18 protein-coding genes and 2 pseudogenes are annotated in these 21,970 nt (G+C 68.5%); 14 read left to right on the forward strand and 6 right to left on the reverse strand.

Features of this window, described 5'->3' with window-relative positions; all coding sequences use genetic code 11:
• Window positions 1-58: 58 nt before the first annotated feature.
• The 4 genes from OG226_RS50490 to OG226_RS50505 form a co-directional block, all read right to left on the reverse strand.
• Window positions 59-2,098, reverse strand: coding sequence for a beta-galactosidase (locus tag OG226_RS50490; protein ID WP_329353121.1), 2,040 nt, complete (start codon window positions 2,096-2,098; stop codon window positions 59-61).
• Window positions 2,099-2,576: 478 nt separating this feature from the next.
• Window positions 2,577-3,506, reverse strand: coding sequence for a carbohydrate ABC transporter permease (locus tag OG226_RS50495; protein ID WP_329353122.1), 930 nt, complete (start codon window positions 3,504-3,506; stop codon window positions 2,577-2,579).
• A complete protein-coding gene (locus OG226_RS50500) occupies window positions 3,503-4,408 on the reverse strand; it encodes a carbohydrate ABC transporter permease (RefSeq protein WP_329353123.1) in 906 nt (301 codons plus the stop codon). The genes OG226_RS50495 and OG226_RS50500 overlap by 4 nt, the downstream gene beginning before the upstream one ends.
• A 64-nt stretch (window positions 4,409-4,472) precedes the next feature.
• Window positions 4,473-5,819 (reverse strand): ABC transporter substrate-binding protein, encoded by a 1,347-nt coding sequence (locus OG226_RS50505; protein WP_329353125.1) that lies wholly within the window; start codon window positions 5,817-5,819, stop codon window positions 4,473-4,475.
• 153 nt (window positions 5,820-5,972) lie between these two features.
• Here OG226_RS50505 and OG226_RS50510 point away from each other — a divergent pair, with 153 nt between their 5' ends.
• The 11 genes from OG226_RS50510 to OG226_RS50560 all read left to right on the forward strand — a co-directional run bounded on the left by OG226_RS50510 (window position 5,973) and on the right by OG226_RS50560 (window position 18,379).
• On the forward strand, window positions 5,973-6,734 hold the full coding sequence (locus OG226_RS50510) for an SDR family NAD(P)-dependent oxidoreductase (RefSeq protein WP_443067030.1): 762 nt from the start codon (window positions 5,973-5,975) through the stop codon (window positions 6,732-6,734).
• Between the two features lie 67 nt (window positions 6,735-6,801).
• Entirely contained in the window at window positions 6,802-7,560 is a 759-nt protein-coding gene (locus OG226_RS50515; protein WP_329353743.1) for a FadR/GntR family transcriptional regulator, read from the forward strand.
• Window positions 7,557-8,702: a galactonate dehydratase gene (gene dgoD / locus OG226_RS50520; RefSeq protein WP_329353127.1), complete on the forward strand. Its 1,146-nt coding sequence runs from the start codon at window positions 7,557-7,559 to the stop codon at window positions 8,700-8,702. The genes OG226_RS50515 and dgoD overlap by 4 nt, the downstream gene beginning before the upstream one ends.
• A 46-nt stretch (window positions 8,703-8,748) precedes the next feature.
• The gene (locus OG226_RS50525) at window positions 8,749-9,369 is read left to right on the forward strand and encodes a bifunctional 4-hydroxy-2-oxoglutarate aldolase/2-dehydro-3-deoxy-phosphogluconate aldolase (RefSeq protein ID WP_329353128.1); all 621 of its coding nucleotides are present in this window, start codon (window positions 8,749-8,751) and stop codon (window positions 9,367-9,369) included.
• A gap of 50 nt (window positions 9,370-9,419) precedes the next feature.
• A complete protein-coding gene (locus tag OG226_RS50530; RefSeq protein WP_443067031.1) occupies window positions 9,420-10,340 on the forward strand; it encodes a sugar kinase in 921 nt (306 codons plus the stop codon).
• A gap of 15 nt (window positions 10,341-10,355) precedes the next feature.
• Window positions 10,356-11,243: an SMP-30/gluconolactonase/LRE family protein gene (locus tag OG226_RS50535; protein ID WP_329353130.1), complete on the forward strand. Its 888-nt coding sequence runs from the start codon at window positions 10,356-10,358 to the stop codon at window positions 11,241-11,243.
• A gap of 719 nt (window positions 11,244-11,962) precedes the next feature.
• A complete protein-coding gene (locus OG226_RS50540) occupies window positions 11,963-12,610 on the forward strand; it encodes a (2Fe-2S)-binding protein (RefSeq protein WP_329353131.1) in 648 nt (215 codons plus the stop codon).
• A gap of 6 nt (window positions 12,611-12,616) precedes the next feature.
• Window positions 12,617-13,597 (forward strand): FAD binding domain-containing protein, encoded by a 981-nt coding sequence (locus OG226_RS50545; protein ID WP_329353133.1) that lies wholly within the window; start codon window positions 12,617-12,619, stop codon window positions 13,595-13,597.
• Window positions 13,594-15,789: a xanthine dehydrogenase family protein molybdopterin-binding subunit gene (locus OG226_RS50550; RefSeq protein ID WP_329353135.1), complete on the forward strand. Its 2,196-nt coding sequence runs from the start codon at window positions 13,594-13,596 to the stop codon at window positions 15,787-15,789. The genes OG226_RS50545 and OG226_RS50550 overlap by 4 nt, the downstream gene beginning before the upstream one ends.
• Before the next feature lie 176 nt (window positions 15,790-15,965).
• Window positions 15,966-17,132, forward strand: a complete 1,167-nt coding sequence (locus OG226_RS50555) for an XdhC family protein (RefSeq protein WP_329353137.1) — start codon at window positions 15,966-15,968, stop codon at window positions 17,130-17,132.
• 479 nt (window positions 17,133-17,611) lie between these two features.
• Window positions 17,612-18,379 carry a transposase gene (locus OG226_RS50560; protein ID WP_329347193.1) on the forward strand — a complete coding sequence of 256 codons (768 nt, stop codon included), beginning with the start codon at window positions 17,612-17,614 and terminating at the stop codon, window positions 18,377-18,379.
• A gap of 151 nt (window positions 18,380-18,530) precedes the next feature.
• Here OG226_RS50560 and OG226_RS50565 read toward each other — a convergent pair whose 3' ends face one another.
• Window positions 18,531-19,424, reverse strand: a complete 894-nt coding sequence (locus OG226_RS50565) for a helix-turn-helix domain-containing protein (protein ID WP_443066972.1) — start codon at window positions 19,422-19,424, stop codon at window positions 18,531-18,533.
• A gap of 177 nt (window positions 19,425-19,601) precedes the next feature.
• On the opposite strand from OG226_RS50565, the pseudogene OG226_RS50570 reads away from it, so the two are divergent.
• Both OG226_RS50570 and OG226_RS50575 read left to right on the forward strand, forming a co-directional pair.
• A pseudogene (locus OG226_RS50570) lies at window positions 19,602-19,784 on the forward strand (alcohol dehydrogenase catalytic domain-containing protein); the annotation flags it as partial.
• Window positions 19,785-19,805: 21 nt separating this feature from the next.
• Window positions 19,806-19,958, forward strand: a pseudogene (locus OG226_RS50575) (SDR family oxidoreductase); the annotation flags it as partial.
• A gap of 180 nt (window positions 19,959-20,138) precedes the next feature.
• Here the strand turns inward: OG226_RS50575 and OG226_RS50580 are convergent.
• The gene (locus OG226_RS50580) at window positions 20,139-20,906 is read right to left on the reverse strand and encodes a transposase (protein ID WP_329347193.1); all 768 of its coding nucleotides are present in this window, start codon (window positions 20,904-20,906) and stop codon (window positions 20,139-20,141) included.
• 127 nt (window positions 20,907-21,033) lie between these two features.
• Here OG226_RS50580 and OG226_RS50585 point away from each other — a divergent pair, with 127 nt between their 5' ends.
• Window positions 21,034-21,876 (forward strand): alpha/beta hydrolase, encoded by an 843-nt coding sequence (locus tag OG226_RS50585; RefSeq protein ID WP_329353139.1) that lies wholly within the window; start codon window positions 21,034-21,036, stop codon window positions 21,874-21,876.
• Window positions 21,877-21,970: the final 94 nt, after the last annotated feature.

The raw sequence follows: 21,970 nt of genomic DNA on the forward strand, positions 1-21,970 counted from the left end.
GTGAGTAGGGGAGGGGCGAACTGCCCCTCCCCTTTGTGTTGGCGGCTTGTCCGGTTTTCTACGGCTCGGTCAGTACGGCTACTCCGGCCACGGGCAGCGTGATGCGGTCGATGGACGTCCTCCCCGAGGTCAGGGCGTCGGACATCGGCTCGGGGAGCCCGAACTCGACCTCCTCCTGACCGTGGTTCAGCAGGAAGACGAAGCGTCCGCCGTCGCCCTCCCGCACGGTCGCCTGGACGTGCTCGGGAAGCCCGGGGAGTGCGGAGGCGACGGACGCCGTACGGCACACGTCGTCGGTCAGGGACCGCATGGCCTCCGCTCCGAGACGCGTCGCGACGTACCAGGCCTGTCCCTCGCCGAAGGAGTGCCGGGTGACGGCCGGCTGCCCCGCAAGATGTCCGGAGTCGAACTCGGCCACCGTCTGGGCGCCTTCGGGTACGAGGGACTCCGACCACAGGTCGGCGCGGCTGACTGTGCCGTCCGCGTGCCGGACGTCGACCGTCTCCTTCTCCGCCAGCGGCCAGAACTCCTCGACGCGCAGGCCCAGCACCTCTCGCAGTGGGGCTGGGTATCCGCCCAGGTGTACCCGGTCGCAGTCGTCGACGATGCCGGAGAAGAACGACATCAGCAGGTGGCCGCCGCCGCGGACGAACTCGGTGAGGCGTTCGGCGTCCCGTTCCTTCAGCAGGTACAGGTTGGGCGCGACGACGAGGCGATAGCCGGACAAGTCCCGGTCCGGCGGGACGACGTCACAGGCGATTCCGGCTTCGAACAGCGGGCGGTAGTGGGCGAGCGCGATGTCCATCTGGCTGAGCGCGCTGGACGGGTGCGAGTCCAGCTCCAGGGCCCACCAGCTGTTCCAGTCCAGCACCAGGGCGACCTCGGCGGTCGAGCGGGTGCCGGCGATCTGCGGCACGGAGGCCAACTCCCGCCCCAGCTCGCGCACTTCGCGGAAGATACGAGTGTCGGTGCCGCCGTGCGGAACCAACGCCGAGTGGTACTTTTCGGCGCCGCCCCGGGACTGGCGCCACTGGAAGTACAGCACCGCGTCCGCGCCCTGGGCGATGGCCTGCCAACTCCACAGCCGCATCCGGCCCGGCGGCTTGGGTCCGTTGCGTTCACGCCAGTTGACCGCGCTGGGCGCCTGCTCCATCAGCATCCACGGCTGTCCCGCTCGGGCGGAGCGTGTGACGTCGAAGATGAACCCCGCTGCGACATGTGTGTCCTCATCGTGCGGGTCCTGGTAAACGTCGACCGAGACGACGTCCTCCTCGGCGGCCCACCGGAAGGCGTCGACGGGCTTGTGGACGCCGATGAAGTTCGTCGTGACGGGAACGTCGGGGGTGATCCGGCGCAGGACCTCCTTCTCCGCCAGGTAGCACTGCAGCAACGCGTCGTCGGAGAAGCGGGCGAAGTCCAACTGCTGGGCGGGGTTGGGAAAGGTCGGTGCAAGCCGCGGCGGCAGTACCTCGTCGAAGGTGTCGTAGTGCTGCGCCCAGAAGGCCGTCGACCAGGCGTCGTTGAGGGCTTCGACGTCGCCGTAGCGCTCGGACAGCCAGCGTCGGAAATCGGCGGCCGACTCGTCGCACCAGCACTGCGGGGTGTGGCAGCCGTACTCGTTGCCGATGTGCCACATCTCCAGCGCGGGATGGTCGGCGTAACGGGTGGCCAGTCGCTCGACCAGACGGGCGGCGTACTCGCGGTACACGGCGCTGGAGGGGCAGTAGTGCTGGCGTCCACCGGGCCACATGCGGCGGCCGTCGGCGGTCTCGGGGAGGATCTCGGGGTGCAGCCGGGAGAGCCAGGGTGGCGGGGACGCCGTCATGGTGGCCAGACATACGGCTACGCCGGCCCCGGCGAGGTTGTCCATGACCCGGTCGAACCAGGTGAAGTCGTACTCGCCGGGCCTTGGTTCCACCTTGGCCCAGGAGAAGATCCCGGCCGTGACCATGGAGACGCCGGCCTCCTTCATCAGCGCGACGTCCTCGGCCCACACCTCCTCCGGCCACTGCTCAGGGTTGTAGTCGCCGCCGAAGGCGATCCCGGCCGGGCGCAGACGCCGTCGGTTGTCGATCGGTACTGAGGGTGCTTGGTACATGCCGGTCAGTCTTGAAGCGCCATCGCCAGGCAGTCAAGATTTATTCATAATTAATTGAAACATCTGAGTCGGGGTGAGTACGGGAGGGGAGAGGCGCGTGATGACGGAATGCCGCAGGACGACGGAGTGCGTGCGCTGTGACCTCGGCCGCAGGGTCCACGTCCATCGCCTGACGACACGGCGGTCCAAGCGGCGCCACGTGGCATGGGCGCCGACCCTGGTCTGCGCCGGCAGCCTCGTCGAGTACGGCTGTGCGCCGTGCGAAGTCGCGCATCGGGCGGGTGAAGAGACGCTCGACGATCCACCGCTCGGGCAACGCCAGGAAGCCATGCAGGTCGCTGCGTGTGGCATCGCCAACGCCAGTGCGAGCACCCGGACATGGCCACTCAAGGGTGGCGACCCTCGACATTGGCTCAAGCTTGGAGTGGGACGGCGACTTGGTCCGTCGCGAGGGGCGGGACCGTCCGGTCCGGCGGCGTCAGCCCTTTACGCTGCCCTCGGTCAGACCGCTGCGCCAGAAGCGCTGCAGGGCGACCATGGCGATCATCAGGGGGACTACGGAGACGAAGGCGCCACCGACGGTCAGTTGGTAGAGCTGTGGTTGGCGGTCGGCGAAGGACTGCCACGAGGTCAGGCCGAGGGTGATGGGGTACAGCTTGGAGTCGGACAGCATGACCAGTGGCAGGAAGTAGTTGTTCCAGATGCCAACGAACTGGAAAAGGAAGATCGTCACCAGGGCGGGAGTCATGATGCGCAGTGCGACGACCGTGAAGATGCGGATCTCTCCCGCGCCGTCGATGCGGGCTGCCTCCAACAACTCGTCCGGTATGGATGCCGCGGCGTAGATCCTGCACAGGTACACGCCGAAGGGACTGACGAAGCTCGGCAGCAGTACGGCCCAGTAGGTGTTGGCCAGGCCTGCCTTGCTGAACAGCAGGTACATGGGCAGCGCCAGTGCCGTGGCGGGGATCAGGACGCCACCCAGCACGACGTTGAAGATGGTGTCGCGGCCGGTGAAGGAGAACTTGGCCAGCGCGTAGCCGGACATCGCGGCCAGAAGTGTCGCCACGCCTGCGCCGACGCCTGCGTACAGCAGGCTGTTGGCTGCCCAGCGCAGGTAGATCGCGTGGTCGTAGGTGACCACCTGGTGCAGGTTGCTCAGGAACTGGGGGTGGGAGAACCACAGTCCGAAGCTGCCGAACAGGTTGCCGGTGGACTTGGTCGAGGCCACGGCCAGCCAGTACACCGGGAGCAGGAAGTACCCGGCTGCGGCCACGAGCAGGCCGGTGACGAGGATGCGGCTGCGCGTGGTGACCCCGGTGATGCCGCCGCGCGTCGTCGTGCTGTCGTCGGAGGCCGGCGACCCGGCCCTCAGCGGGACTTCGCGGGCCGGTGTCTGGAGACTCACGCGTCCTCACCTCTCTTGTTGATCAGCCGCAGGAATCCGAAGGAGAGCGCGAACGCGGCGAGGGCGAGCAGCACTGCCTCGGCGGCGGCGAGGTGGTAGTTGTCGTTGGTGAACGCCTCGTTGTAGGCGCTGAGGTTGGGGGTGTAGGCGCTGTCGATGCTCGATGAGACGGGCTTGAGCACCAGTGGTTCGGCGAACAGTTGCAGCGTGCCGATGATGGTGAAGACCGTGGTGAGGATCAGCGCCGGGCGCAGCAGCGGCAGTTTGACGTGCCGGACCGTCGCCCATGCGCTGGCGCCGTCGATGCGGGCGGCCTCGTACAGCTCCGCGGGGATGGTGCGCAACTGGGCGACGAGAACCAGGACGTTGTAGCCGGCGAACTCCCAGGTGACGATGTTCGCGATGGACCACAGGACCGTGTTTCCGCCCAGGAGGTCGACCGATATGCCCAGGTGGCGCATGCCGTCCACGAGCGGGCTGACTCCCGGTACGTACAGGAAGCCCCACAAGATGGACGCGATGACGCCCGGGACGCCGTAGGGCAGGAAGAAGGCGGCGCGGAAGAACCGCACGCCTCTGGCCGAGGCGCTGTCCAGCAGCAGCGCGAGCCCGGCGGACAACGCGACCATCACCGGCACCTGGACGGCCGCGAACAGCAGTACGCGGCCGATGCTGCGCACAAAGGCGTGGTCGGACAACGCGTCGGAGTAGTTGCGTAGCCCTACGAAGGCGGTGTGGCTGCCGCCGAGTCCCAGGGCTCCGGTGTGCTCGACATCCATGACGCTCTGGTAGAGGGCGTAGCCGATGGGGACGGCGAAGGTCAGGAGGAACAGAAGGAGGAATGGCGCGACGAAGGCGACGGGCACCAGGTTTCTGCGGCGGCGGGGCGCTCGGGTGGGCATCAGGGTTCTTTCTGGAGTCCGGAGGGGAGAACGGCGGCGGCCGTGTCGCGCCCTCCGGAGGTGGTCACTGGCCGGTGGAGACCTTCAAGCCCTTCCTCTTCAGGTCCTCGACGGTCTGCTTCTGCGCCTGCTGGACCGCGGAGACGAATGTGCCCTTGCCGGCCAGGGCGGCCTGGAAGCCGTCGTTGAGGTGCTGGTAGGTGGCGTCGATCGTCGGTATCCACTTCCACGAGGTGTCGATGCTCTTGTCCGCCTGTGCGAAGACCTCGTTGTACTTCTGGTCTCCGAAGAACTTCGAGGGCTTGTCCAGCGAGGAGCCCTTGTACGCGTCGGCCCCCGCGGGCCAGCCGTATCCGCCCTGCAGCAGCAGGTCGACGCTTGCCGGGTCGGTGTTGAGCCACTCGGCGAACTTCAGGGCCTCGGGGATGTGCTTGGCGCCCTTGAGGACAGCCGTGGAGGATCCTCCCCAGTTCGCGGACACGTTCGAGCCCTTTGTCCACTGCGGCATGGGTGCGACCGCCCATTTGCCGGCGGTCTGGGGAGCGTTTCCGCTGATGATGGCGTCGCCCCACTGGGCACTGACCCATGAGGTGATGGCACCGGTCTGCAGGTCCTTGTACCAGCCGTTGGCGAAGTCGGGTTCGGTCTTGATCACTTTCTCGCTGCGCAGGCTGTCCCAGAAGGCGGCGACCTTGAGGGTCTGCGGGGAGTCGATGTTCACCGTCCAGGTGTCGCCGTTCACGCCGAACCACTTGGCGCCGGCCTGCCATGCCAGGGCGGTGAACCAGGCGGAGTTGCCGGCGGGGAAGGTGCTGATGTAGGCCTTCGGGTCGGCGTCGTGGATCTTCTGCGCGGCCTGGGCGAACTCGTCCCAGGTGGCGGGCGGCGTGATGTTCCACTTCTTGAACAGGTCGGAGCGGTAGAACAGGCCCATCGGACCGGACGCCTGGGGGATCGCGTAGACGGTCGAGTCGAAGACTCCCTGCTGCCACTGCCAGTCCACGAACTTCGACCGGTCCTTGTCCGCGCCGTACTTGGACAGGTTCACCAGGCCGTTCTCCAGCAGGAACGAGGGGATCTCCTGGTATTCCACCTGTGCCAGGTCGGGCGCGTTGCCGCTCTTGAGCGCGGCGCGCATCTTGGCGTAGCCGCCGCTGCTGCCTGCCGGGATCTTCTCCAGTTTGACGTGGATGTCCGGGTGGGTGGCGTTCCACTTGGCGACTGCCTTGTCGACACCGGGAACCCACGACCAGAAGCGCAGGTCGACCTTCTGACCGGCCTTGACGGGTGCCTGGACCCCCTTGTCCTGCGAACTGGTTGAACCCCCGCAGGCGGAGATCACCAGGGCGGTGGCGGCAAGGGTCGCTGCGAGTGCGCCCCGGCTTCTGCGGAGGTGTGCGGTGCGGCTCATGGGAGGAGGTCCTTCCTCGCTTCGTGCTGAAACGTGCCTGTTGCTGCCGGTCAGTCTCGGAGCGGCATCGCCATCTCGTCAAGATATATTCATAATTAATTGAAAGAGCTATGGTGGGTGCACTCAGCAGCCATCAGAGGGGAGACGCACGCGATGACGGAGTGCCGCAGGATGGCGGGGCGGGTGGCGGTGATCACCGGCGCAGCGCACGGAATCGGCGCCGCCACGGCACGAAGGCTGGCGGACGAGGGCGCGAGCGTCGTGGTCACGGACGTGGACGACGCGGTGGGCAAGTCACTCGCCGCAGGCATCGAGGAGAGCGGCGGACGCGCCGAGTACGTACGGTGCGACGTGACCTCGGCCGCCGACTGGGAGAACCTGGCCCGCCACGTCGACGAGCACCACGGGCGGTTGGACGTACTACACAGCAACGCCTTCGCCCAACTCAACAAGCCCGCCCACGAGTTGAGCGAGGACGAGTGGGACGGTCAGATGGCCGTGCTGCTTAAACCGGCCTGGCGCGGGATGAAGACCTTCGCGGCCATGCTGCGCCAGGCATCTGGGTCCGTCGTGCTCACCTCCTCGGTGCACGCGGTCATCGGCATCCCCGGCCATGCCGCCTACGCTGCCGCGAAGGGTGCGCTGTGCTCGCTGGGGCGGCAGTTGGCCGTCGAGTACGGGCCGGACATCCGGGTCAACACCGTGCTTCCCGGGCCCATCCTCACCGCCGCGTGGGAGGGCATACCGGAGTCCGAGCGTGCGCGCAGCGTGGCGGCCACGGCGGCCAAGCGCTTCGGGCAGCCGGAGGAGGTGGCCGCCGCGGTCGCCTTCCTCGCATCGCCGGACGCCTCCTACGTGACCGGAGCCAGCCTCGTGGTCGATGGAGGATGGAGCGTCATGAAGGAGTCCTCGTGAGCATCGCGCACCTCGCGGTATGCCGTACGAGGCCTCCGCGAACAGCACCGAGACGGAAACGGAGAACCTGGTGAGCAAACCCGGTAGGGGGCTGCACGGCCAAGCGGTGGAGGAACTGGGCCGGCGCATCATGCGCGGCGACTACCCCCCGGGCACCGTGGTGGACCCGGCCAAGTTCCAAACCGAACTCGGCGTCAGCCAGACCGTCGTGCGCGAAGCACTGCGCGTGCTCGCCGCCAAAGGCCTGCTCGAATCACGGCAGAAACGCGGCACGACCATCCGGCCCCGCGCCGACTGGAACCTGCTCGACAGCGACCTGCTGCGCTGGCAGGGCAGCAGCGCTCCCACCGACGGCTTCCTGGGGGACCTCGCCGAGGTCCGCGCGATCGTCGAGCCCGCCGGAGCCCGGCTCGCCGCCTCCCGCCGAACCCCGTCCGACCTGGAGACACTGCGCCAGGCGCTCGACGCGATGGCGGCGGCGGGCACGGACGCGGACGCGATGGTCGAGGCGGACCTGGCGTTCCACCGTGCCCTGCTGGACGCCGCGCACAACGAACTCCTCAGCCGGATGGAGGTCGTCATCGAGGCGGGCCTGCGCGTGCGCGACCGGATCGTGCACGGCGCCCGGCACTTCGCCGACTCCATCCCCGTGCACCAGGAACTGCTCGACGCCGTCGAAGCCGGCGACCCGGACGCCGCCGTGGCCGCCGTCGAGTCACTCCTGGCCCAGGCCACCGACGATCTGGCAGCCGTACAGGCACGGAAAGACAAGGAAGACCGCGCCGCCGACGTCGCGACCGACCCGCCGCCGAAGGAAACTCCTTGAAAATAACCGGACTTGAGACGTTCCTGGTGCCTCCGCGCTGGCTGTTCCTGCGCGTCGCCACCGACGAGGGCGTCACCGGCTGGGGCGAGCCACTGATCGAGGGACGCGCCGAGACCGTACGCGCCGCGGTCCACGAACTCGCCGACTACCTCGTCGGCCGGGACCCGCTGCGGATCGAGGACCACTGGCAGGTGCTCACCAAGGGCGGCTTCTACCGCGGCGGCCCCATCCTCTCCAGCGCGGTCGCCGGCATCGACCAGGCCCTGTGGGACATCGCCGGCAAGACCTACGGCGTCCCCGTGCACCGCCTCCTCGGCGGCCCCGTCCGCGACCGCGTCCGCATGTACGCCTGGATCGGCGGCGACCGCCCCAGCGAGGTCGCCGAGCTGGCCGAGGAACAGATGAAGGCCGGCTTCACCGCCGTGAAGATGAACGGCTCGGCCGAACTCGCCCCGATCGACACCCCGGCACGCACCGCCGAGATCGTCGCCCGCGTCGCGGCCGTCCGCGAAGTGCTGGGCGACGAGCGGGACATCGCCGTCGACTTCCACGGCCGGGCCTCCACCGCCATGTCACGCCGCCTGCTGCCCCTGCTCGAACCGCTGCACCCGCTGTTCGTCGAAGAACCCGTCCTGCCGGAACACTCGGGCCACCTGCGCAGTCTGGTGGAATCCACGAGCATCCCCATCGCGACCGGCGAACGCCTCTACTCCCGCTGGGACTTCCGCGAGGTCATGACCAGCGGCATCGCCGTAGCCCAGCCCGACCTGTCCCACGCCGGCGGCATCTCCGAGGTCCGCCGCATCGCGGCCATGGCCGAGACGTACGACGTCACCGTGGCCCCGCACTGCCCGCTCGGCCCGATAGCTCTGGCCGCGAGTCTCCAGATCGCCTTCGCCGTACCGAACTTCCTCATCCAGGAACAGAGCATGGGCATCCACTACAACCAGCAGTGCGACCTGCTGGATTACGTGATGGATCCCGAACCCTTCCGGTTCCAGGGCGGGTACGCCGTCGCCTCCACCCGCCCGGGTCTGGGCGTCGAGATCGACGAGAAGGCGGTACGGCGCGCCGCCGAGACCGGACACCGCTGGCGCAACCCCGTATGGCGCGGCCGGGACGGGGCGTTCACCGAATGGTGACCACCGTCAGGCCCTCGCACCCCACGCACAAGGAGAGCTTGTTCCCATGAACCTGGTGGAATCGCTACGAGCCCACCGCCTGTTGGCGATCGTGCGCGGCAAGGATCCTGCCGCTGCCCTGCGCACCGTGGTCACCCTCGCCGAGGAGGGCATCGCGGCCATCGAGGTCTCATTGATCACCTCCGACGCCCTGACCGTGATCAAGCAGGCACGCACCGAGCTGGGCCCCGACGCACTCCTCGGCGCCGGAACAGTGCGCTCGGCCGCGGACGCCGCCCGCGCCATCGACGCCGGCGCTTCCTACCTCGTCACCCCGGCACTGGTCGACGGACTCAAGCCCTACGGCATACCCGTGCTGATGGGAGCCCTGACACCGAGCGAGATCGAACTCGCCCTCACGCTGGGCGCCGCCGCGATCAAGCTCTTCCCCGGCTCCCTCGGCGGACCCGGCTATCTGCGGGCCCTACGAGACCCCTTCCCCGACGTGCCCTTCGTCCCCGTCGGCGGAGTGGACGCCCAGGCCGCCCGCGACTACCTCGACCTGGGCGCCCTCGCCGTCGGCGTCGGCTCACCCCTCGTCGGGGACGCGGCCGACGGCGGCGACCTGGACCAACTCCGCGCCCGCGCCGCCGAGTTCCGCAAAACGACCGCCGAGGAGACGCCGTGACGACACCGGATCACCAGGCCCCGCCCGAAGTCGTGACCTTCGGCGAGACGATGGCAGCGCTGCGCGCCCACAGCGCCCTGCGGCTCGGCGGAAGCCTCGGCCTGTCCGTCGCGGGAGCCGAGTCCAATGTCGCGATCGGTCTCGCCCGGCTCGGGCACCGGGTGCGCTGGGTCGGCCGGGTCGGCGCGGACGAACTCGGCGCGCTGGTCCTGCGCACGCTGCGTGCGGAGGGCATCGACACCGGCCACGCGGTCATCGACGACACCGGCCGGCCCACGGGACTGCTGCTGACCGAACCTCGCCTGGGCACACTCACCCGCGTCAACTACTACCGCGCCGGTTCCGCGGGTTCGGCCCTCTCACCGGCCGACGTAGTGCCCGCGCTGGCCTCGGGACCCCGCATCCTGCATCTGACCGGCATCACACCGGCGCTCAGCGCGTCGGCGGCCGAAACCGCCCTTGCTACAGCCACGGCCGCTCGCGACGCCGGCATCACCGTGTGCCTCGACGTCAACTACCGCTCCCGCCTGTGGACTTCGGACCGCGCCCGCGCGACGCTCCGACCGCTGTTGGCCCGCACCGACCTGCTCATCGCCTCCGAGGACGAGCTGCCACTGATGCTGGAACGGCCCGGAACGGGCGAAGCCGACGCCGTGCAACACATCCTGGCCGCGGGCGTGACCGAGGTGGTCATCAAACGCGGCGCACGTGGCGCGACCACCTTCACCACAGACGGCGTGGCCAACTGCCCCGCGCGAGAGGTCGGCGCGGTCGACCTGGTCGGAGCGGGCGACGCCTTCGTGGCCGGATACCTGTCCGGACACCTCCACGGCGCGGACATCCCCGCCCGTCTGTACCGAGCCGTTACGACCGCGGCCTTCGCCGTCGCCACTCGGGGTGACTGGGAGGGCCTGCCGACGCGGGACGAACTCGGCCTGTTCGACCAGCCCGAGGGCACGACAATTCGCTGACCGGGAGGACCGATCATGACATTCACGTCAGTACCGGCGTCGGTCGTCGTAGACGGAGCGTACGAACTCGCCGAGGGCGGTCGCTGGGTCGACGATCGGTACGTGTACGTCGACATCCTCAGCGGCCGGCTCTTCGAACTGCGCGGCGACACCGGATCGGCGGCTGCGCACCAACTGGCCCGGCTCGACGTCCCGTTGGGAGCCGTCGCGCCGGTCGACGACCGGTCGGGCACATGGATCGCAGCCGCCGGCACCGGCATCGCGCTGCTCACCGCCGACGGTGCACTGGAATGGCTGGACCGCCCCGAGGACCGCACCCCGGTCCCCAGCCGAATGAACGACGGCGTCGCCGACCCCGCCGGTCGCTTCTGGGCGGGCAGCATGGCCTACGACGGCACCCACGGCGCGGGCTCGCTCTACCGGACCGACCCCGACGGATCGGTCGTACGCGTCCTCGACGGCCTGACCATCGCCAACGGACCCGCGTTCACCGCCGACGGAACGATCATGTACCTCGCCGACACGGCCGCGGGCACCGTCTTCCGCTGCCGCGTCGACCCCGTCGCCGGCGCCCTTGTCGGCGGCCTGGAGACCTTTGTCCAACTGCGTGATGGCGAAGGCAGCCCGGACGGAATGACCGTCGATGCCGAAGGCTGCTTGTGGGTCGCGATGTGGGGCGCGGGCACGGTGCGTAGGTACCATCCCTATGGCCGCCTGCTCCACACCGTGTCCGTCCCCGCACCACACCCCACTTCGGTGTGCCTGCATCCCAGCGACAACCGCCTCTACGTCACCACGGCCCGGTACGGGGTGAAGAGCCCGACCGCCACCTCCGGCGCGGTGCTCAGCCTTCCGGTACCGGTCAGGGGCACGGCGGCCTGCTCCTGGCGCGGCCGTCGCTGAAACCGTCAGCCCTTGATCGCTCCGGTGAGCACACCGGTCCTGAGGTGTTCGCCCGGCGGCCTCGGGCAGGCATGACCTCGGACCGCGCGGTACACCGGCGGGGCCAGGGGCATGCGGTGTAGACGGCTGGCGGTCCTGATGATCAGCAGGTGTCACCGGAAGGGGCACTGGCACCCGGGGTGCCGCTGCCCTGGGAACAACTCGGCGGCAGCCCGTTTCGCCAGTCGCCCACTGCGTTGCCGAATCCATTCACTTCGACTGGTTCGACTACGAGCCGATCGATCGCTGAGCAGACGGTCATGACCGGGTAATGCCGAGGAATTATGCCTGCCGCAAGGCTTGATTCTAGGGAGTTGGCCGGGGCATGTCCCGGCCACGCCATCACATCCGCTTCACCCTAGGCGTGACGGGGCAAATCCCTTCTTGATCAGTAGACCTGAGCGGGCGTCAGGTTTCGGCCATTGACCAATGTTTAGGATCTACGGGATGGTCACAGGAAGGTAAGGCGCGTTCCCTCGCAACACTCGTGTTGCGGCACGCAATTTTTATGGGGGGAGGATTTTCTCCCTGTTTCGAGCGCGACGATGATGGCACGCTGCCGCGTAACCGTTCGCGCCGTCGAGGCGCCCGGTTTGTAGAGGTCTCGCGGGATGAAAATCCCGCTTCTCGCTGTACCGCTGTGTGCGGCGGATACCCGACCGTGATGCGAAGGCGAAGGCATGTCCACTGAACTCCCTGAATCTGTTCCACCCCCCACTGGATCCAGCGAGCCCCATTCGGCGCCCACCCGGCGGACCTTCATCGCCACGACCACCGTGGCCGGCGGTGTCGTGGTCGCGGGCGGAGCCATCGGAGGGGTCCTTCTCGGCGGTACGGAGGAAGCGGCCGGCGCCGAGGCAGCGCCGTCGAGCCGGGTGTCCCTGACGGTGAACGGCACCCGGCGAACGGTGACGGTGGACAACCGCACCTCCCTGCTGGACCTGCTGCGCGAGCACTTCGACCTCACCGGCACCAAGAAGGGCTGCAATGCCGGGGCGTGCGGGGCGTGCACGGTGCTGGTCGACGGCCGTCGGGTCAACTCCTGTCTGACACTCGCGGTGCGGCTGGAGGGGGCGGAGGTCACCACCATCGAGGGCCTGGCCGACGGCGACCGGCTGCATCCGTTGCAGCAGGCGTTCATCGACGAGGACGCGTACCAGTGCGGCTACTGCACACCGGGGCAGATCATGTCCGGCGTCGGCTGCATCAAGGAGGGCCACACCGGCTCACCGGATGAGATCCGGGAGTGGATGAGCGGCAACATCTGCCGCTGCGGCTGCTACGTCAAGATCGTGCGGGCAGTCGAGCAGACCGCCGGCCGGAAGTGAGGACCGATGCATCCCTTCTCTTTCACGAAGGCCACGACCACGCGTGAGGCCCTCAACGCCGGCCGCCGCGGCGGCCGTTACATCGCCGGTGGCACCACCCTCGTCGACCTCATGCGGGAGACCGTCGAACGCCCCGAAACACTGGTCGACATCAGTGACCTGCCGCTGCGCGAGGTCAGAGCCACCGAGCGGGGCGGCCTGCGCATCGGCGCGTTGGTCACCATGTCCCAGACCGCCTCTCACGCCACGGTGCGTTCCTTGTTCCCGGTCATCTCCGAGGCGCTGGAACTGAGCGCATCGGCGCAGTTGCGGAACATGGCAACCATCGGCGGCAACATCATGCAGCGCACCCGCTGCACCTACTTCCGCGATGTGACTGCCGACTGCAACAAGCGCGAGCCCGGCTCGGGCTGTGCGGCTCGCGAAGGCTTCAACCGCATGCACGCCATCCTCGGGACCTCCGACTCCTGCGTGGCCACCCATCCCTCCGACGCGGCCGTGGCCTTCGCCGCGCTGGAGGCGACCGTGCACCTGCTGGGCCCGGACGGGGAACGCCGTGTCCCCTTCGCGGACTTCCTGCTGCGGCCGGGCAACACCCCCAATCGTGAACAAGCGCTCCGGCGGGGCGAGTTGATCACGGCGGTGGAGATCCCCGCCTTGCCGCGTCCGTTGAAGTCCGGCTATCTGAAGGTGCGTGACCGGCAGTCGTACGAATTCGCCCTGACCTCGGCGGCCGTCGCGCTGCACATTCGGGGCGGGGTGATCCGGGAGGCGAAGGTGGCCGCCGGGGGAGTGGGCACCGTGCCGTGGAAGCTGCCCGCCGTCGAGCAGGCCCTCATCGGTGAACGTCCCTCGGACGTCTTGTGGACCGCCGCCGCCGAGCAGGCGGCCGAAGGAGCCCGACCACTGTCGGGCAACCGCTTCAAGGTCGAACTGCTGAAACGAACCGTCGAACGTCAGCTGCGCATCGTAGGAGGTACGAAGTGAGTCCTCAGCCGCAGGCAGCCGTGGGTGCGCCGCTGTCCCGGGTGGACGGGCGGCTGAAGGTCACCGGCAAGGCACAGTACGCCGCCGAGTTCAACGCCGAGGGGATGGTGCACGCCGTCATCGTCGATGCGAGCATCGGCCGCGGCCGCATCACCAGCGTCGACACGGACGCCGCCGAAGCCGTCCCCGGCGTGCTGCGGGTCATCCACCACGGCAACGCGCCGACGCTGCCGTACCGCGACAACTCGGGCGGGTCCAACAACCTGCCCGGCCGCAAGGTACGCGTCTTCCAGGACGACCGGGTCCTCTTCCACGGCTTTCCGGTCGCCGTCGTGGTGGGAACCACGCTGGAGGCCGCGCAGCACGGCGCCAGCCTGGTGAAGTTCAGCTACGACGCTGAGCGGCCCACGACCGATCTGGCCGAGGGCGAGCCGACCCCGGGGAGGCCGTACTCGCGCGGCGACGTCGAAGCCGGACTGCGCGACTCGGACGTGCGGCTGGACCTGACCTACCGCCTGTCGCGCAACCACCACAACCCGATGGAGATGCACGGCACGATCGCCCGTTGGGACGGCAACCGGCTCACCGTGTGGGACAAGACCCAGTGGGTGCCCGGCACGCAGCTGGAGCTCTCCACGGTGTTCGATGTGCCGCTGGACAGCGTGCGGGTCATCAACCCCTTCATCGGGGGCGCCTTCGGCAGCGGTCTGCGCTGCTGGCCGCACACTGTGGTCGCCGCGCTGGCCGCGCGGGAAGTGGGCCGACCGGTCAAGCTGGCCCTGACCCGCAGGCAGATGTACTTCGGTACCGGCTTCAGGCCCTCCTACGAGTACCGGATGCACATCGGCGCCGACCGCAACGGCCGCCTGGTTGCCTCGGACCAGACGATCGACGCGGAGACCTCGTCGTACGAGACGTTCACCGAGGCCGTCACGGCCCCCGGGCAAAGCCTCTACACCACACCCAGCGTCCGTCAGAACTACCGGACGGTGCCGCTGGACGTGAACAGCCCGATCTGGATGCGCGGTCCCGGAGCCGCCACGGGGGTCTTCGTCGTCGAGTCGGCGATGGACGAACTCGCCCACGAGCTCGGCATCGACCCGATCGAGCTGCGCCGCCGCAACGAGCCGACTCAGGACCCGGCGAGCAACGCACCGTACTCCACGCGCCGGCTGCTGGAGTGCTACACGGTCGGTGCCCGCGAGTTCGGCTGGGACCGGCGCAATCCGAGGCCGCGTTCGCGGCGTGACGGCGACTGGCTGATCGGCATGGGCATGGCCTCGGGCATCTACCACACCGGCGTCGCCCCGGCCCAGTCCCGGGCCCGCCTGAACGCCGACGGCACGGCGGTGGTGGAGTCCGCCACCAGCGACATGGGCCCGGGCACCTACACCGCCCAGACCCAGGTCGCCGCCGACGCGCTGGGGCTGGCCGTGCGCGCGGTCGACTACCGGCTCGGCGACTCCCTGTATCCGCAGACCCCGCCGCACGGCGGCTCGATGACCATGGCGAGCGTCGGCTCCGCCACCCTCGACGTCTGCAACCAGCTGAGGCAACAGGCGATCCGGCTGGCCGTCGAGGACGAGGAATCGCCGCTGTACGGGGTGGCGGCCGACGACATCGTGGTCCAGGGCGGCCGACTGCACGTGCAGGGGAATCCGACGCGTGGTGAGTCGTACCAGCGGCTGCTGACCCGCAACGACCGCGACCGGCTCGAAGCGAACACCTCCTTCTCGCCGCCGCAGGGCGAGAGGTTCTCCATCAGCGCCTACAGTGCCACCTTCACCGAGGTGGCCGTCGACGCGACGCTCGGTCTGGTGCGGGTACGGCGGATGCTCTCCGTGTACGACGCGGGGCGGATCATCAGCCCCAAACTCGCTGACAGCCAGGCGCTCGGCGGCATGGTGGGCGGCATCGGCGCGGCGCTCCTTGAGCACACGGTCACCGACCACCGCGACGGCAGGATCGTCAATGCCAGCCTCGCCGACTACCTGGTGCCGGTCAACGCCGACATCCCCGACCTCAGGGCGATCTACCTCGACGGCGAGGACATGCACGCCGACGCGCTCGGCGTCAAGGGCCTTGCCGAGCTCGTGATCTGCGGCGTGGCGCCCGCCATCGCCAACGCGGTCTTCAACGCCACCGGTCGTCGGCTCCGCGAACTGCCCATCACGGCCGAGGCGTTGCTCTGACGCCCAGTGCTCCGGCCGGCGAGCCATCCACCGGCCGGAGCGCACACCCATAACCGTCCGGCAGCGGGCCGCCCCCGTTCCCGCTGCCGGACCTCCAGGGCCGCCGCCGCGTGCTTCCGCTCCCCGCAGCGTGGCGGCGGCCCGCCCATCCCCCCCACTGCACGAAGGACCTGTTCATGCTGAACATCGCGGACACACTGCTCCGTTGGTGCCGCGAAGCCCGTCCCTTCGCCCTGGCCACCGTCGTCGACGTCCGCGGCAGCGCACCGCTGCCAGTCGGTACGTCGGTGTCGGTGGACGCGGACGGCAACGCGGTGGGCAGCATCTCCGGCGGCTGTGTCGAGGGCGCGGTCTACGACCTGTGCCGCCAGGTGCTCGACGACCAGGGCGCCCCGCAACGTGCCTGGTTCGGCTACTCCGACGACGACGCCTTCGCCGTCGGCCTGACCTGCGGCGGCGAACTCGACGTCCTCGTCCAGCGCGTCGATCCGGAGATTCAGCCGATGCTCGCCACCGCCCTCGCCGACGTGGTGGAGGGCCGGCCCGCCGCCGTGGCCCAGGTTGTCCAGGGCCCGGAGGAACTGGTCGGCGGCCTGCTGTATGTCGACGCGGCGAGCGGTATCCATAACGGGCCGTTGACCGGGGCACTGCGCCGCGAGGTCGGCGCACAGGCGTGGGCGCTGCTGCGGGCCGGCCGCACCGCCCGGGTGGAAGTCGGCGGAGATGCCGACACCTGCCCGGAAAGGCTGTCGGTCCTGGTCCACGTGCACGCGAGCCGCCCCCGCATGCTGATCTTCGGCGCGGTCGACTTTGCCGCGGCCCTCAGCCAGGCCGGGTGTTTCCTCGGCTACCAGGTCACCGTCTGCGACGCCCGCCCCATCTTCGCCACCGCAGCCCGCTTCCCGTACGCGGACGAGGTCGTCGTCGACTGGCCGCACCGCTACCTGGCGGAGACGACGGTGGACGCCCGTACCGCGGTCTGCGTCCTCACCCACGACGCCAAGTTCGACATCCCGCTGTTGTCCCTTGCTCTCGGTCTGCCCGTCGGCTACGTCGGCGCGATGGGATCCCGCCGCACCCACGAGGACCGCCTGCGCCGCCTGCGGGAAGCCGGGGTCACGGACGAGCAGATGGCCCGGCTGCGTTCGCCGATCGGGCTCGACCTGGGTGCCCGGACGCCCGAGGAGACGGCCGTCTCCATCACCGCGGAGATCATCGCCCAGACCAACCGGGGTTCGGGCCTGCCTCTGACCCGGCGCACCGGCCCCATTCACCGGGACTTGGTCGAGGAGGCCTTCGCCGACACCACCGGGCCGCGGCCCGCGTACGCATCGCTGAACTAGCTGTACTGCCAGCGGCGTTGGTCACCCTGGTGATGGGCGGTTTGCGGCCGGTCGCAGCATGGAGGCGGTGAGGGCCGCGGTCGAGCGGTTCGGCGGTAGCGACGTCCTCGTGAACGATGCCGCGAACTGCTGTCTCGGCTACTTCGAGGAACTGTCGCCGGAACGGGTTGAGAATCAGCTGATCACCAACCTCATCGGCCCGATGAAACTCACCTGTACGCCGCCTCGAAGTTCGGCATCGAGGGGCGTGGAATCACCGGACCGTGAGATCGCGGAAAACGGATCCAAGACCACCATCGTCGAGCCGGGCGCCTTCCATACGAGTCTGCTGGAGCCCGAGTCACGATGCACCCGGAGTCGTCGGCCGAGGACTACCCCGAGCGCACCGCGGCACGAGCCTCCGCTTCGATTTCCGGCCGGTAAGGACATCGGCTAAGGCTTGTCCCGTAACTGCTGGTCACAGGTGAGATGATCTTGGCGTGGCTGGTGTGATCACGGCGTCGGAGCCGTCTTGGATAGCCCCGTTCACCGGGCTGAGCCCGCGTTGTTTCGGGAAGCTGGTGAGCGTGCTGCGGCGTGAAGGTGCGGACGCGGTCCGCAAGGGCCGGCCGTGGAGCCTTCCGTTGGAGGACCGGACTCTGCTGGTCGCGGCGTACTGGCGGACGAACTTGACGATGCGCCAGCTCGCCCCGCTGTTCGGGGTGTCGAAGTCGGCGGCGGACCGCATCATCGACCACCTCGGGCCGATGCTCGCGCTCCAGCCCCGAAAGCGGTTCGCCAAGGACACCGTGCTCATCGTGGACGGCACCCTGGTCCCCACCCGCGACCACTCCATCGCCGCGCAGTCCAAGAACTACCGGTACTCCACCAACCACCAGGTCGTCATCGACGCCGACACCCGCCTGGTCGTCCTGGTCGGCCGCCCGCTCGCCGGAAACCGCAACGACTGCAAGGCATGGGAAGAATCCGGCGCCAAAGCCGCCGTCGGCAAGACACTCACGATCGCCGACGGCGGCTACCCCGGCACTGGACTCGTCATGCCCCACCGCCGGCGTAAAGGCGAAGACCTGCCCGACTGGAAGCAGGCACACAACAAGTCCCACAAGCAGGTCCGAGCCCGCGTCGAGCACGTCTTCGCCCGTATGAAGACCTGGAAGATCCTCCGCGACTGTCGCCTCAAAGGCGCCGGCGTCCACCACGCCATGCTCGGCATCGCCCGACTGCACAACCTCGCCCTCACCGGATAGGCAAGCGGACCGCCACGCGGCCAACCACGCCCGAGACGACCCGAAGATCATTTACGGGACAAGCCTTAGGGCGCGGAGAAGGAACTGGCCGACATGACCAGCGCGGTCGCGGTATGCCGAGGTGTCCGCGCGCACCGCGCACCGCGCTCCGCTATTGACCGCCCTCGCGGAAATGGGATGAGGCCGGCAGGTGTTGGTCGGCGGCCCAGGAGGCGAGGATGCGCAGGCGCTCGTGGGTGGAGGAGCCGGGCGCCGCGGTCCACACTGTGAGGTGCTGGTCGGGGTCGGTATTCGCGGTCAACGTGTCCCAGTCCAGAACGAGTTCACCGACGACCGGGTGGTGGAGAGTCTTCGTGCCCACGGTGCGGGCGGCCACCTTGTGGTCGCCCCACCACTTCGCGAACTCCTTGTCGCGCGTGGACAGTTCCCCGACCAGCTCGATCAGCCGTGGGTCGTCGGGGTATTTGGCGGCCTCCATGCGCAGCTGTGCCACGGAAATCCGGGCGGAGGTCTCCCAATCGGCGTACAGGCCACGCATCGACGGTTCGGTGAACTGGATCCGAGGGTAGTTGCGATGCTTTTCCGGGATGCGGGAGAAATCGATGACCATGGCGGACGCCAGCGCGTTCCAGGCCAGGATGTCCCCGCGTCGGCCCTGCACGACGGCCGGGGTGGCGGTGAGGTCGTCAAGGACGCGTTGCAGCTGCGGTTGTACCCGCTGCCTGCCGCGCCGCCGCCCGCGGACACTGGTCTTGCCGACGAGCTGAAAGAGATAGCTGCGCTCGTCGTCATCCAAATGGAGGACACGGGCGAGGGTCTCGAGAACGAGAGCGGACGCCTGAAGACGGCCCTGTTCGAGTCTGGTGTAGTAGTCGGTGCTGATGCTGGCCAGCTGGGCGACCTCCTCACGGCGCAGTCCGGCAACCCGGCGGGGCCCGCCCCTCTCCGGCAGCCCGACGGTGCGCGGGCTGAGCTCAGAACGGCGTTTCTTGAGGAATTCTCCCAGCTCATTGAGGGTCACATTCTCGTTCATGCTTCTCAGCATGGCATTGATCGTTCCTCAATAAGGGGGGAGAGTTTTCTCCCAGGACATGACTGTCCCCGGATAGTTTTCTCCGCTTTTCGCGCCTGCCTTCGCGTGCGAGGCTCGACGATGAGCAGCCTCATCCGTTCCCCGAAGGGCAGCTGACCGAAGACCTCTCACATCGAAAGAAGCATCCTCATGCGCGGAGCTGTCATCCACGCCCCCGGCGACGAGCCCGTCGACGCTCCCCACCCGATGGGGCACGACTACGTCGGCGTCGTCGAGGAGGTCGGCAGCGAGGTCACCCATGTCAAGCCGGGGGAGTTCGTCATCGGTTCGTTCGCCACGTCCGACAACACGTGTGTGAACTGCCGGGTGGGCTGAGCGCTTCGCGGGCAGCACCCCGGGGGCCGTGAGGCCCTCGTCGCGGACGAGCCGATCGGTCGTGTAGGCACACCGGACGAGATCGCCGCGGCCGTGCTGTGGCTGTGCTCGGACGCGGCCTCGTTCGCCACCGGCCATGCCCTGGTCGTCGACGGCGGCCAGACCGTCTGAGCCGCCCGCGGTGTGCGCCGGCCACCCAGAGAAAACAGTGGTACCGACTCGCAAGAGTCCTTGATCCAAGGAGCGATGAACATGTCTCTACAGGACGACGGTTACACCTTCCTAAGGCTTGTCCCGTAAATGATCTTCGGGTCGTCTCGGGCGTGGTTGGCCGCGTGGCGGTCCGCTTGCCTATCCGGTGAGGGCGAGGTTGTGCAGTCGGGCGATGCCGAGCATGGCGTGGTGGACGCCGGCGCCTTTGAGGCGACAGTCGCGGAGGATCTTCCAGGTCTTCATACGGGCGAAGACGTGCTCGACGCGGGCTCGGACCTGCTTGTGGGACTTGTTGTGTGCCTGCTTCCAGTCGGGCAGGTCTTCGCCTTTACGCCGGCGGTGGGGCATGACGAGTCCAGTGCCGGGGTAGCCGCCGTCGGCGATCGTGAGTGTCTTGCCGACGGCGGCTTTGGCGCCGGATTCTTCCCATGCCTTGCAGTCGTTGCGGTTTCCGGCGAGCGGGCGGCCGACCAGGACGACCAGGCGGGTGTCGGCGTCGATGACGACCTGGTGGTTGGTGGAGTACCGGTAGTTCTTGGACTGCGCGGCGATGGAGTGGTCGCGGGTGGGGACCAGGGTGCCGTCCACGATGAGCACGGTGTCCTTGGCGAACCGCTTTCGGGGCTGGAGCGCGAGCATCGGCCCGAGGTGGTCGATGATGCGGTCCGCCGCCGACTTCGACACCCCGAACAGCGGGGCGAGCTGGCGCATCGTCAAGTTCGTCCGCCAGTACGCCGCGACCAGCAGAGTCCGGTCCTCCAACGGAAGGCTCCACGGCCGGCCCTTGCGGACCGCGTCCGCACCTTCACGCCGCAGCACGCTCACCAGCTTCCCGAAACAACGCGGGCTCAGCCCGGTGAACGGGGCTATCCAAGACGGCTCCGACGCCGTGATCACACCAGCCACGCCAAGATCATCTCACCTGTGACCAGCAGTTACGGGACAAGCCTTACTCTCCGACGATGTCACACGGACCCCCGTCCGTTATAAGAACCGCTACGGCATCGAGATCGCCGCGGATCTGTACCGCAGCGTGGATCTCGACGAGTCGGCACGCCACCCCGCGGTCGTCATCGGCCCGCCGCACGGCGGCGTCAAGGAACAGGCCCCTGGCGTGTACGGCCAGGAGCTGGCCAAGCGCGGGTTCGTCGCGATCGGCTTCGACCCCTCGTACAACGGCGAGAGCGGAGGCGAACCCCGCCACATCACCTCCCCGGAGCTGTTCGCCGAGGACTTCAGCGCGGGTGTCGACTTCCTGGGCACTCTGCCCTACGTCGACCGCGAGAGGATCGGCGTCGTCGGGGTCTGCGGCAGCGGGGGGTTTGCGCTGAGCGCCGCGCAGGTCGACACACGGATCAAGGCTGTCGCGACATCGGCCATGTACGACATCAGCCGTATCGCGCGCAACGGGTGGCAGGACACCACGAGCGACGACGAGCGCCGCAAGGCGCTCGACGAGATCGCGGCGCAGCGCTGGAAGGACGTCGACGCGGGCGAGCCCGCGCTGACGCCCACCTTCCCCAGCGAGATCCCGGACGGTCTCGACCCGATCACCAGCGAGTTCTTCGAGTACTACGTGCCCACCTCTCGTGGCCACCACCCGAGGTCGATCGGCGGCTTCGCGGTCACCAGCACCCTGTCCCACATCAACTTCGGACCGCTCCGCCACCTCCCGGACATCGCACCGAGGCCGATCCTGCTGATCACCGGCGAGCACGCGCACTCTCGCTACTTCAGCGACACTGTCCACGGGCAGGCGACGGGTCCCAAGGAACTGGTGGTGGTGCCAGGAGCGCGGCACATCGACCTCTACGACCGGACCGACCTGATCCCGTTCGGCAAGCTGGAGACGTTCTTCTCCACGCATCTCAAGTAACGGTTCCATCCTGGGAAGGAGTCTCCCAGGGAATGAAGAATTTCCTTGCGGCGCAGCGTATTCCCTTTTCCGGGGCGGAGCGATGTGGCTCACA

The sequence above is a fragment of the Streptomyces sp. NBC_01261 genome, assembly GCF_036226385.1.
Lineage (GTDB): Bacteria > Actinomycetota > Actinomycetes > Streptomycetales > Streptomycetaceae > Streptomyces.